The following is a 12,800-nucleotide window of genomic DNA, read 5'->3' as shown; positions in this document are numbered from 1 at the left end:
TAACGATGTATTGATCATAGTACTGAGATGGTTGTTCAGTTGTTTGTATATACCCTTTTCCCTTAAATTTACTTCATGAACCCTCTTATTAAAAATGTATCCAAAATCACGAAACAATGTGGTGTTTGTTGGACTCATTGTGTATGTTCCTAATAAGTTTTTTTATTTTTTACTATTTCTGTATCTTATCTATTACTGTAATAGATAAGATAGGTGACAAATTATGATTTATTTCTTATTTTCCTACTTATAACCTTTCATTTTTCTTTTAATTGTTATACAATTCCATTTATGCACGTCTAGTTAGGAGATTTTCTTCCTAATAGCGAAAGGAGAACAATCAATGAAAAAATTACTACTCACATTATTAATGGGGCTTTTAGCATTTTCACTAGCTGCATGTAATGATGACAAAGAAAAGGACGCTAAGAAAGACGCTACCACATCTGACGAAGAAAAAGAGGATACAAAAGAAGAAGCAAAAACGGAAGAAGAGATTGCAGCAGAAGCAGAAGAAATGCAAAAGAAGCTTGATGCTCAAAAGGTAGAAGAAGGTAGTGTAGTTGCTATTATTAATGGCGACGAAGTAAAAGGTGATGAATACAATCAATTGTTGAGCAGTTCTCAATCTTCCTATGTAACAGCTGGACAAGATCCAACTACTGATGAATTAGCTAAACAATTGAAGGATAATACACTTGAAAGTCTTGTTGGACAAAAACTACTCATGCAAGAAATTGATAAAAAAGGATATGAAGCAACAGACGATGAAATTAACAAAGAACTCGAGACAGTAAAAAGCAAATACGAAGATGAAAAGGCATTTGACGAAGCACTAAAAAACACAGGACTTTCACTTGATCAATTAAAAGCACAAATGGCTGATAATGTTAAATATAATAAGTATGTAAAGAAAGATCTCAAAGTTGAATCAGTGAAAGATGAAGAAGTAAAAGAGTATTTTGATTCTGTTGTTAGCAAAATGGAAGAATCTGCAGAAAAACCTAAGTATGCTGATGTGAAAGATGCTATCAAGCTTCAGCTAGAGCAACAGAAAATCCAAGAAAAACTTGGAAGTAAAGTAGAAGAACTTCGTAAAGATGCTAAAGTTGAACTCAAAATTTAATATAAAGAAAATGACCACCCTAGGTAAAACCTTAAGAGGATGACTCAAATTTGAGTCATCCTCTTTTTTACATTAAGTCAGAATATTTTCAGTTTCCAGCTTTATATCCATATAAATCCAAAAGGGTTCTAGACATGCACATTAATTGGTAATGGTAGATTTATAAAACTCGCTGATTCATATTGCCTAGGAAATTTTTAATATTCTAGTTTCTTTGAATAGGCTAAATAGACCTCCTATCCCTCAGTAATGTCCACAAAAATATCTTCAATAGCTGGCTCTTTTTCTATTAATCCAGCCTCTTTCATCCATTTGATCGTTTCTTGCCATTGTTCCTTATCTTGACTTCCAAAACTCGTTTTTGATTCCATAAGTGGTAATAATATTTCTAGACTTTGTTTTTCAACCTCTTCTACCAATGGGAAATTTGTTTCGTCCTGTTGTTTTAACAGAATGGATAGTGCATCTTCTGGATGTTCTTTAGAAAATTCATAGCCTTTTGTTGCACCACGCCAAAATGCTTTAATACTCTCTTGTTCATTTTCCCATGTTTTGTCACTTGTTACAGCAACTAACTCATAGTAGTTTGGAATTCCATGTTCAGTTGGATTAAGATTACGAGTTTCATAACCTTCATGTTTTAGAACTGGTACCTCATGATTAATATAGGCTCCGATAACTGCATCAACTGAACCGTTAACAATAGAGGATCCTAGTTCAAAGCCAACATCAACCATTTCAATAATGTCTGGATCCCCTCCATCAGCTTTTACCATTGATTTTATCAATGATTCGTTTAGTGGAATCCCAGGATAACCAACTGTTTTCCCTTCTAAATCCTTTGGTGTATAAATCTCATTATCCTCCATAAAAATAACTCGATTCAGTGGTGACCGGACAATAGCCCCGACAGATTTAATGTTTATATTTTGATTTGCTCGAGCAATAATCACATCTGGTTGATAAGAGATTCCAAGGGTAATCTTTCCCGCAGCTGCTAAATTAATCGGGTCTGTCGGATTTGCAGGAAATTGAATATCAACATTTAGACCTTCATCCTCAAAATAGCCTTTTTCCTTAGCAATATATAAAAAGCTATGTACCGCATTAGGATACCAATCTAGCATAATTGTTATATCCTTTAATTCTTTTTCCTGTTCATTTTCAGCAGAAGTGCTTTTATTATTTGAACAAGCCGAAAGTACCCCCATCAAAATAATAAACATAACAAACAGATACTTCTTCATTCTAATTACCTCCATTTTAAGATTCTTCTCTCTAACCAAACAACAAGTAGAAAGAATAATATTCCTATTGCTGATAACATAACGATCGGAGCAAAAATTCCAGCACCATCAAACTGTGTCATCATCCGACGACTAAAATAACCTAAACCCGCTTGTGCTCCGATCCATTCACCAATTGCTGCTCCTATTACACTAAGTGTAACGGCAATTTTTAACCCGGAAAAAAAGTGAGGTGTACAAGCTGGTACTTGCAATTTAAAGAAGATCTCTTTCTTCTTGGCCCCCATGGTTAACAACAGATCTCTATACTCCTTACTTGTAGATTTTAATCCATCATACGTATTTACCGTTATCGGAAAGAACGTTATAAGAACGGTAACAACTACCTTGCTCCAAATCGAATAACCGAACCACAAAACAAAAATCGGCGCCAACGCAATAACAGGGATCGTTTGGGACGATATAAGAATCGGATAAAAGGTCCTTTCAATTGTCTCACTTACACTCATCCACACAGCTATTCCAACACCTAGGAAAATAGAAATAAAAAGTCCTATTATAATAATACTAAGAGTAGCAGGGAGATGCTCAAGTACTAACACAACTTTCAATTCCCATAGCTTTCTAGCAATGTCTGTTGGAGTAGGTAATATAAACCCCTTATTTATTATCCTGGCTCCAACCTCCCAAATAACAAGGAAACTTAAAATTAACAGAAAAGCAGCTGCATATTTTTTAAAATATTTCATAGCATACTCCTTGTCCTTAAAAGATCAAATAAATAATCCTTAAGTTCCAATAATAAAGGTTTATTTAAATCTTTTAGCGATCGCGGACGATCAAGAGGTACGTTAACTTCATCTAATTGCCTTGTTGGTGTTTCTGTAAAAATAAAGATTCTGTCAGATAGAAACAAAGCTTCATTTACATCATGCGTTATGAAAAGAATCGTTTCGTTACGCTTTTGCCATTGAGTTAACAACCATTCCTGTAAATTGATTTTTGTAATAGCATCAAGGGCACTAAATGGTTCATCTAATAGCAAAATTTTTGATCCACTTAAAATTGTCCGTAAAAATGAAACCCTTTGTTTCATCCCTCCTGATAATTCACTTGGAAAACAATATTCCACCCCTTTCAAACCAAATTCCTCAAGTAATGGAAGAACCTGTTTTTGCGCTTCACGCTTTGAAATTCCTTTTATCTCCAAAGGTAACGTAGCATTTTCGATAATCGTTCTCCAAGGCAACAATAAATCCTGCTGTGGCATATATCCTACTTGGCCAAGGCGATTAGTTGCCAAGTGATTTCGAAGGAAAATTTCACCTTCATCAGGCTGTTCAAGTCCTGTGATAAGCTTAAATAATGTACTTTTACCTGACCCACTAGTCCCAATAATCGATACAAATTCTCCTTCATTAACGTGCATATCAAAATCTTTTAATATATCATTCGTTCCTTTTTCATTGTGATAATAAAAATTCACTTTTTTAAATTGTAATGCTGTCTTTTTCTTACTCATCAGTTGGCCACATCATTTCGTTGTATGCCATATCCCAAAACATATATTCAAAACGAGTGGTATTTAAAAAGATATCTTCCAAGCCTTTTAATTCTGATTCGTTTTTACCTTCAGCTAATTGATCAATTAAGTTGATACACCATTTAGCAAGTTCACCAAACTCATCTGAAGCATACATACTAATCCACTCACCGTAAAACTCATGCTGATTGGCATCATCAAGTTCATTTAATGCCTTACCAATTTCCCAATAGCTCCACATACAGGGTAATAAAGAGGAAACAAGCTCAGCAAGCGTACCATTCTGACTAATATGTAACATATAATGAGTATAGGCTAATGTGGTTGAAGCTGGCTTTGCTTTTTCTAATTCTTCGACTGATATACCCAATCTTTTTGCGTATTGACGATGAAGCTCCATCTCCTCATTTAATGTTGAATGAAGTAGCATAGCAAATTTCCCCATCGTCTCTAAATCCGTTGATTTTACCGCTCCAAGTGCAAAAACCTTAGCATAATCTATCAAATATATGTAATCCTGAATCAAATAAAATCGAAATTTTTCTACTGCTAATGTCCCATCACCGATACCTTGAACAAACGGGTGAGTATGATTTTTGTTCCAAATAGGGAACACCTTTGCTAATAGTCTTTCACTGAACTTCATAATAAGCTCCCCTCTTTCCATCATTAATCTCGTTTCAATTTTCACTTCTTGTATTGCACCAATTTGAAATAAACACTACTATCACTTTTGTATATTCAATTAACTGATCAATTGAAACCTGTTCATTTACTCGATGTGCATTCTGTAGATTACCTGGTCCATAAATTACAGTAGGAATGTTCGCTTGACCAAGCCACCCACCATCTGTTACGGATGGTGATACGTCAACAATTGCCGTTTCTTGAGTAATCGTTTGATGAGCAGCCGATAATTGTTTTACACCAAAATGATCTGGATCAATCTCTAATGAAGGGAAAATTTCACCACGATCCACGATCATTGATTTACCGCCCCAAACAAATGTAGGCGGATTTTCTCTTAGCCAAGGATCTGAATTGGCCACATTATTGATATGCTCTTCGATTTCTTTAATGATCTGCTCATGAGATTCATTTGGATAGTAATGGACTGTGATCCAAAGTTTACATTCATCAGCAATAAATGCCGCGTGCCGCCCACCTTCTATTACCGCAGGATTGATTGTATTTGTTCCCGGTATAAAGCCTGGATAATCTTTAGTAACCGCCCAGTGACGTTCAAGCTCCTGTAAGCCATTGATAACTTTCGTCATTTTTTCAATTGCACTTGCCGCAAATAGTTTCCCACCAGCATGGATCATTTGTCTCCTTGTTGCATCATGATAGGTTTGGGCGCTTTTTATCGTTATCCAACCTGTTATCACACCCCCTTGTCCTTGGATATGTAAATCGCTTGTATCTACAACAACAGCAAAATCTGCTGTATAGCCTCTTTTACAGCATTCGAGAGTTCCGGCCTCACCAACTTCCTCCCCGATAACAGACTGGAAAATTAAACTACCCGGTAACTCAATATTTGCTTCATGTAAGAGCTGGATTGCAAACATTGCACCAGCTAAGCCACCTTTCATATCAGCTGCCCCACGACCAACGACAGCACCATTCTTAACAAATGGCGTAAAAGGATCGATTCCCCATTCTTCTTCTTCATTTACCTCTGCTACATCAATATGTCCGTTAATAATTAAACTATTGTAGCCCTCAGGCTCAACACCCTTCAAAACCCCTACAACATTGGGATCATTTGGATAAACATCCCACATATCAATTACAAATCCTCTTTCTTTCAAAAAGTCAGCAATAAATGATTGAGCTTCCTTGGTGTTTCTAGCAGGTGGTGCTGGTGTTTTAAATTCTATAAGTGTTTTTAGTAATACAATTAATTCTTCTTTTCTTGAATCAATTTGATCTACCAAGTTCTGTATTTGAATAGTCAAGCTGTATCCTCCTTAGTTATTACTTAGAACGCAAAAAAACCACTTCTTTTTAGAAAAGAAGTGGTTTGAACAGACATTTTAATAAAATGATTGAGAAGCATGCTTGAGCGCTAAAGCTTTCAATTGTATTCAAACACCTCTTCCCTACGCTAGTATTATCTAGATCAGGTAATAAGGGTCAAGACATATGGTCTCTCTCAGCTATTAAAGCTCCCCTAGTGGTGAAAATTATTTAATTATGATTCATATAAAAATAATATTGATTCTTGTCAATTAATCTACTAATTTAATAATCTGATTGATTACACTATTTTTAACACAATATGTCATTCTTAGCAACAAAAGAATTAAAAATAATCTGTACATTTACTCATTTTTGGCTTTTGTGATAGAAAACACCATCTTTATTATGAAGCCGAGACTTGTTTCTTATATTCAACAGTTTGATTTTCAAAACGTTTAAACAAAAAACCGAATATAGAGGCTAAAATTTGCTGAAATAACATCCCCACAATAACAGGTACGGCAACAGCAGCAGGGAAATACTGGACAGCAATAACAGCACCAGCACTAATATTTCGCATTCCTCCAGTAAAAATCATCACCACAATTGTTTCTCTGTCTTTAGTAAGCCATTTTCCTAGCATCCATGCGATCAGATATCCAATAAAAGCTAGCCCAAAAACAGTAATGGCTATGATAACTAACTTACTATTAACCTCTGTTAGAAAGGGGGCCACCACTGCTCCATTAATCATAACCACTAAAGCTAGACCTAATTTAGAAAAAGGTGCTAGTGTCTTGCTCACATTCACACTTTTTCCTTTCGAAAAATGATTAATGAACATTCCAAGTAATGAGGGCAGTACAACCATAAATACCAACCCATTCATGATCGAAAGTGTATTAATTTCTACTTTCTGACCGACTAGAAAAGAAAGTGTATGTGGAACAAGGAAAGGAGACAAGATTGTATCAAATAAGATGATTGACAGTGCTAAAGCGATATTTCCTTTATAAATAGTCACCCATATAAAACTTGTGATACCAGTCGGAATAACAGCTGCTAATACTAAACCAGTCAATGTCATATTGTCATCTGTAAAAATAAGATGCCCTACGGTCCATGCAATAACTGGCATCAAAATATGCAGTAGGATTAATATGATAATTAATGGTAATGGACTTTTAAATGCACCTTTTAGTGATGAAAAATCGGAACTCAAACTCCCAGAAAATGTAATAAATGCAAAAATCCATGGAATTAGAAACGAGAAAATTAATAAGTGATCAGCAAATAGTACACCTAAAATCACGCTTGTCGGAGTGATAAAAGGCATGAATCTTTCAAGCTGCCGATTCAGTGATTGTAGCATAAAGCATTCTCCTGTCTTTATCTAAGGCTGTTTCGCTAAGGTAACTACTTTTCGTATAAGATCCTCACTCGGGTATTAGTATGTTTTCAGGGACTTTTCGTATGACTATCATTTCATTTTTTTTTTGAAAATAGATTTCATTCTACATGCACATTCACTCTTTCAACAATTGGATTAGAAAGAGTTTTTCTCTGCAATTGTAACAGACTTTATAAGAGATGAGTCAGTATTTGTTTCCTTCATTATTATATATTTCCAATGATAATAGTAGACTTTTTAGTCCCATTATAGAGTTTTTTTAAAAATATAGTACAAACTAGATCTAAGTATAAAGGTATTTTTGATTTATTTTATCATTGTTATTTTATAAAAAATTAAAAGAGGTGGTGATATTAATGTTTACGTTTTTTACTCTCTTATTGTTAACCTTCCATCCAACCAATATCTCAGAAAATAACACGATAAAATTTGAAGGAAATAAGATCGATTCTATTCAACGTTCTGAGTTAGCACTTCCTTCTTTTGATGATTCGATGATTGATTTGGAAAAGTATAACCAATTAGTCGAATCAATCGAACAAAAATTTTATGTAGATCCAATTGATGCAACGCTTGATAAAAACGGGAAGTTAATTAGTGAAAGAAACGGATTAAAACTAAATCGACAAAAATTCAAAGAAATATTATATACATATTTTTATTCAAATGGCTCTGCTACCATCACTATACCTACTCAAACTGTCTATCCAAAGGTCGATAGTGAACTACTGTCTAGCATTAAGTCAAAAAAAGTAAGCCAATATGTCACTTATTTTAATAGTATGAATAAAGAACGAAGTAAAAATATTCATTTGGCTTCTGAGGCAATAAACAACTATGTTCTTTTTCCAAAAGAACGGTTTTCCTTTAATGCAGTCGTAGGTCAGCGAACAAAGGATCGTGGATATTTACCAGCACCGATAATTGTAAGGGGGGAATTGGCAGAAGGAGTTGGAGGTGGGATTTGTCAGGTATCCTCTACACTGTTTAATGCTGTCGATCTCGCTGGGGTAAAAATTACTGAACGCTATTCACATAGCAGAAAGGTTCCCTATGTACCGCCAAAGCGGGACGCAACTGTTAGTTGGTTTGGACCTGATTTTGCTTTTGAAAACGTTCTAAACCAACCTATTCTTATTCGTTCAAAAGTGGTTGGTAGTAGGTTAATTATTGAAATCTATTCCTCAGAAACACTTGAACCTAATGCGGATACCTCAGAATCTTACCGACAAACAAGTGAAAACTAGCTCTAACACTTTTGTGCTAGAGCTGACTAATATTACTTTTTCAGTGAAATTTCCCGACCTGTTTCTATCGACTTCATACAAGCTTCGACAACACGCATATTTTGAATAGCATTATCTACTGTATAGGAAGGTTGTTTGTTATCAAGTATTGCTTGAGAAAAATGTTCAATTTCCAATACATAGATGTCTGCAGGATACTTTTCTATCCTCTCTTCATTCGGTTTTTCAACCTTGACTAATCCATCTCCGTTTTGATCAGGACGAAATGCAAATGGTACGATAATTTTCCCCTTCGTTCCTACTACTTCATAATACTGGCCACCATACATATCAAAACTACAATCAAATGTAGCTTGAACCCCATTTTCTAGTTCCATTTGGACAGTAGTTGTAAGGTCTACTCCTGTTTTGGGATCAATATTGGCTGAAGCATTTAAATGAAGTGGTTCAGAACCTGTTATCGTTCGAATCGCATGTATACAATAACAACCAACATCATATAATGCTCCACCACCCATTTCCTTTTTCATGCGAATATTTGTTTCACGATCACTTAGAAAAAAGGAAAAACTTGATCGAACTATTTTCGTATCACCTATTTCACCACTAGCAATAATATCTCTCACACGCTGATTCATGGGATGGAATTGATACATAAATGCTTCCATAAACTTAACATTATACTCATCACATGTTGCTACCATTTCTTCTGCTTCATTTGAAAAAAGGGTTGCTGGTTTCTCACAAAGGACGTGTTTACCATGTTTTGCTGCCTTGATTACCCATTCCTTATGTAAATGATTTGGAAGCGGGATATAAACAGCATCGATAGTGGGATCCTCCAATAGCTCCTCATAACTTGAATAGACCTTTGGAATATTGAGCTGTGAAGCAATTTCACTCCTATTCTCTCTACTGCTCGCTATTGCTACAACTTCTGCATTTTTTGAACGGTGAATGGCAGGAATTACTTGCTCTTGACCTATTTTGGCTGTGCTGAGAACACCCCAACGTATTAACGACATACTATACCTCCTATATAACATTACTTACTTTCTAAATTTAGCTAAACCTTCATTTAGTCCTTTTGTCTGTTGATAAACTCCTTTATATAATGTAAATAATTCTTGATATTGCTCTACATTTTTAGATATTGGTTCGTATATTTTATCCTGCTGAATAAAAAGATCTGCAATTTCTTGTAGTGTAGACGACCAACCAGAACCATATGCAGCAAGGATTGCGGCACCAATACCAGGCCCTTGTTCACTTTTAAGCTTCACTATTTTTGCATTGAAGATATCCGCTTGAATTTGAAGCCAACTATCATTTCTAGCCCCACCACCTATTGACGTAATTCGATCAATTGTTTTACCACTTGCACGGAAAATTTCAATTGATTCATGTAGTGAGAATGTAATTCCTTCTAAAACAGCACGAGCAAAATCCTTCTTCGTATGTGTGCCTTCCATACCAATGAAGCTAGCACGAATAGTTGGGTCAGCATATGGTGTTCTTTCACCTACTAAATAAGGCGTGAACAGTAACCCATTCGAACCAACTGGTACTTGTTCAATACCATCTAATAACACGTCAAATGATTCATTTTCAGAAAAAACATCCTTAAACCAGCTTAGGCTGTAACCAGCAGCTAATGTTACGCCCATTGTATAGAAAGCATTTTCTTTACCATGATTAAAGTAATGAACTTTTCCCGAAAAGTCACGATCATTTCTTTCCTCATATGATAGAACAACACCCGATGTACCAACACTGCATAGCGTATTACCCTCACTGAGAATACCTGAGCCAATTGCACCACATGCGTTATCAGCTCCACCTGCAAATACTTTAGTAATTGGTGAAAGTCCTGTTAAACTAGCAAACTCTTCAGTAATCGTGCCTACACATTCATGTGATTCAACCAGCGGTGGACATAGATCAACATCTAGGTCGAACAGATTGCAAATTTCTGTGCTCCATTGCTTTTGACCAACGTTTAATAACAGTGTTCCTGCTGCATCAGAATATTCACTATGTATTTGCCCAGTCATTCTGAAACGTAAATAATCCTTTGGAAGCATAAACACTGAAGACTTTGCAAATAGTTCAGGCTCATATTCTTTAACCCAGAGAATTTTCGGCAAAGTGAATCCTTCTAATGCAGGATTTTTTGTAATCTCTAATAATTGTTCTTGTCCAACTACATCATAAATCCGCTTACATTGTTCTGTTGTCCTTACATCATTCCATAAAATTGCAGGACGAAGAACTTCATGTCTATCATTTAAAAGAACAAGTCCATGCATCTGACCTGAAAAGCTAATCCCTTCGATCGCTTCAATATCTCCATGGAACTCTTTGACCAATTCTGCAAGGCCATCACGAGTTTGTTCAACCCAATGTTCCGGTTCTTGCTCACTATATCCTGACTTCTCAGAGATTAACGGATAAGATTTTGATATTTCATTCACTACATTTCCCTTTTGATCTATCAATAATATCTTAACAGCACTTGTACCTAAATCTATCCCAATCACATATTTCATCTTAATATCCCCTTTAATTTTAAGTGAAGAATGTACCATTATAATGCACACCCTAAAGTAAACCCTTACAATATATTTAAAAATCAAAACGATACCTCTAGAAGTAAATAGACACTAAATTATACATGTTCTAGTTTATAGGACGATCCTAAATAAAGGTTTCCTTTATAAATAACGCCTTAAATAAACATAGATGAATTATATCATTTGGAAAATAGTTTGTCTATCCAATAAACTAAGTTTATACTATATAATATGGTCTTTTATTAAGGCTCTTTTCTAAAAGTTTGTTGCTTTAGTACTATCTAAATTCAAGAAATCTCTACATGGATATTAGAGTAATTTAGCGATAGGTGCACGAAGTTATACTTGATACGTTTACATAATAGGTACTTTGTACGGAAAACAACAATCATTGTGAAAACAGCCTTTATTGATAGTTATATTCGTTGAATATCTTAGGTTTTTCGATCCTAATGAATAGTTTGATCATTATATGGTTAAACATATTCAATTATACTAGTAGCAAGATGAAAGTAGGTGGGTTATATGAAAGCAATTACTTGGAATCAACAAGTAGTTAAGAAAAACAATACATCATTAGTCTTTAAAACAATCACAAAGGAAGAACCAATTTCAAGAGCGGATATTGCTCAAGCATCCGGTTTAAATAAAGCAACTGTGTCTTCCCTTGTAAGTGAATTATTGGATAAGAATCTTGTCTATGAATCTGGCCCAGGAGAATCAAGTGGAGGCCGCAGACCTGTACTTCTTCACTATAATCGTGTTGCGGGTTACTCAATCGGAATAGATGTAGGCGTCAATTACATTTTAGGCGTTGTTACAGATTTAAAAGGGAAAATTATTATGGAACAAAATTCAAGTATGAAAAGCTCATCTTTTGATGATGTCATTGATCTTGTCAAAACAATTATTTACACATTAAAAAAAGACCTTCCTACTAGCCCATACGGTGTAATTGGAATTGGTATAGGTATTCCAGGTATCGTTGATAAACAAGGGAAAGTATTACTAGCCCCTAATCTAGGTTGGAAAAATTGTGAGATTAAACAATTAATTGAAAATGAATTTAACACGCCAGTCATAATTGAAAATGAAGCAAACGCTGGGGCATATGGAGAAAAGCAATTCGGTGTTGGGAAGAAGTTTAAAAATATTATTTATGTAAGCGCAGGGATCGGAATTGGTGTCGGACTCATTCTAAATAATCGCCTATATCAAGGGTTAAACGGTTTTTCAGGTGAATTGGGTCATATGATAATTCAAATGAATGGTCACCCTTGTAGCTGTGGAAGTAGAGGTTGTTGGGAAGCATACGCATCAGAACATGCCCTTCTAAATAAAGCAGGAAAAGAAAATATCTATTCTCTAGAATCCCTTATCGAACTAGCCCAAAATCATGATGAACAAGCAATCACACTTTTCAAGGAAATTGGTCAATATCTTGGTTTCGGGATTAACAACATCATCAATACCTTTAACCCAGAACAAATTATTATTGGTAATCGCTTAGCTATGGCTAAAGAATGGATTGAACAACCGTTACTCGAAATTGTCTATTCACACGCATTATCCTTTCAACAACAGGAATTAAGAATTAACTTCTCAGAACACTCAACCCATTCAGCAGCACTAGGCGTAGCCGCATTTACAACCGAATACTTCATCAAACGAGAATTAAAAGAAATATA

General features: G+C 35.1%; 11 protein-coding genes and 1 riboswitch. Of the genes, 3 read left to right on the top strand and 8 right to left on the bottom strand.

Features of this window, described 5'->3' with window-relative positions; genetic code table 11:
• The first annotated feature begins 343 nt into the window (after window positions 1–343).
• A complete protein-coding gene (locus tag AC6CHR_RS21865) occupies window positions 344–1,126 on the top strand; it encodes a SurA N-terminal domain-containing protein (RefSeq protein WP_498251173.1) in 783 nt (260 codons plus the stop codon).
• Between the two features lie 236 nt (window positions 1,127–1,362).
• Here the strand turns inward: AC6CHR_RS21865 and AC6CHR_RS21860 are convergent, their stop codons facing one another.
• The 6 genes from AC6CHR_RS21860 to AC6CHR_RS21835 form a co-directional block, all read right to left on the bottom strand.
• Window positions 1,363–2,379 (bottom strand): ABC transporter substrate-binding protein, encoded by a 1,017-nt coding sequence (locus AC6CHR_RS21860; RefSeq protein WP_498251224.1) that lies wholly within the window; start codon window positions 2,377–2,379, stop codon window positions 1,363–1,365.
• Window positions 2,379–3,122 (bottom strand): ABC transporter permease, encoded by a 744-nt coding sequence (locus tag AC6CHR_RS21855; RefSeq protein WP_498251172.1) that lies wholly within the window; start codon window positions 3,120–3,122, stop codon window positions 2,379–2,381. Before AC6CHR_RS21855 ends, AC6CHR_RS21860 begins: the two co-directional genes overlap by 1 nt.
• Entirely contained in the window at window positions 3,119–3,895 is a 777-nt protein-coding gene (locus AC6CHR_RS21850) for an ABC transporter ATP-binding protein (protein ID WP_498251171.1), read from the bottom strand. Before AC6CHR_RS21850 ends, AC6CHR_RS21855 begins: the two co-directional genes overlap by 4 nt.
• Window positions 3,888–4,562, bottom strand: coding sequence for a thiaminase II (gene tenA / locus AC6CHR_RS21845; RefSeq protein ID WP_498251170.1), 675 nt, complete (start codon window positions 4,560–4,562; stop codon window positions 3,888–3,890). Before tenA ends, AC6CHR_RS21850 begins: the two co-directional genes overlap by 8 nt.
• Before the next feature lie 34 nt (window positions 4,563–4,596).
• Window positions 4,597–5,877, bottom strand: a complete 1,281-nt coding sequence (locus AC6CHR_RS21840; protein WP_498251169.1) for an acetylornithine deacetylase — start codon at window positions 5,875–5,877, stop codon at window positions 4,597–4,599.
• Between the two features lie 124 nt (window positions 5,878–6,001).
• Window positions 6,002–6,104, bottom strand: a riboswitch (TPP riboswitch).
• A gap of 180 nt (window positions 6,105–6,284) precedes the next feature.
• On the bottom strand, window positions 6,285–7,253 hold the full coding sequence (locus AC6CHR_RS21835) for a bile acid:sodium symporter family protein (RefSeq protein WP_498251167.1): 969 nt from the start codon (window positions 7,251–7,253) through the stop codon (window positions 6,285–6,287).
• A gap of 395 nt (window positions 7,254–7,648) precedes the next feature.
• On the opposite strand from AC6CHR_RS21835, the gene AC6CHR_RS21830 reads away from it, so the two are divergent.
• Complete coding sequence (locus AC6CHR_RS21830; protein WP_498251166.1) at window positions 7,649–8,539, top strand: VanW family protein; 891 nt, start codon at window positions 7,649–7,651, stop codon at window positions 8,537–8,539.
• 32 nt (window positions 8,540–8,571) lie between these two features.
• Here AC6CHR_RS21830 and AC6CHR_RS21825 read toward each other — a convergent pair whose 3' ends face one another.
• Window positions 8,572–9,564: a Gfo/Idh/MocA family protein gene (locus AC6CHR_RS21825; RefSeq protein WP_498251164.1), complete on the bottom strand. Its 993-nt coding sequence runs from the start codon at window positions 9,562–9,564 to the stop codon at window positions 8,572–8,574.
• Between the two features lie 24 nt (window positions 9,565–9,588).
• Window positions 9,589–11,088 (bottom strand): xylulokinase, encoded by a 1,500-nt coding sequence (gene xylB, locus AC6CHR_RS21820; protein ID WP_498251162.1) that lies wholly within the window; start codon window positions 11,086–11,088, stop codon window positions 9,589–9,591.
• A gap of 549 nt (window positions 11,089–11,637) precedes the next feature.
• Here xylB and AC6CHR_RS21815 point away from each other — a divergent pair.
• A partial coding sequence (locus AC6CHR_RS21815; protein ID WP_498251161.1) for an ROK family protein occupies window positions 11,638–12,800 on the top strand: 1,163 nt, incomplete at its 3' end.

It is taken from the genome of Metabacillus sp. GQ13 (assembly GCF_059758525.1).
Note: the sequence above shows the minus strand (reverse complement) of the source record. Positions and strands in the feature narration are given on the sequence as shown.

Coding starts and splice junctions, on each gene's coding strand:
- AC6CHR_RS21865 (WP_498251173.1), top strand. CDS start 344: ATGAAAAAATTACTACTCACATTATTAATGGGGCTTTTAGCATTTTCA.
- AC6CHR_RS21855 (WP_498251172.1), bottom strand. CDS start 3,122: ATGAAATATTTTAAAAAATATGCAGCTGCTTTTCTGTTAATTTTAAGT.
- AC6CHR_RS21850 (WP_498251171.1), bottom strand. CDS start 3,895: ATGAGTAAGAAAAAGACAGCATTACAATTTAAAAAAGTGAATTTTTAT.
- tenA (WP_498251170.1), bottom strand. CDS start 4,562: ATGAAGTTCAGTGAAAGACTATTAGCAAAGGTGTTCCCTATTTGGAAC.
- AC6CHR_RS21835 (WP_498251167.1), bottom strand. CDS start 7,253: ATGCTACAATCACTGAATCGGCAGCTTGAAAGATTCATGCCTTTTATC.
- AC6CHR_RS21830 (WP_498251166.1), top strand. CDS start 7,649: ATGTTTACGTTTTTTACTCTCTTATTGTTAACCTTCCATCCAACCAAT.
- AC6CHR_RS21825 (WP_498251164.1), bottom strand. CDS start 9,564: ATGTCGTTAATACGTTGGGGTGTTCTCAGCACAGCCAAAATAGGTCAA.
- xylB (WP_498251162.1), bottom strand. CDS start 11,088: ATGAAATATGTGATTGGGATAGATTTAGGTACAAGTGCTGTTAAGATA.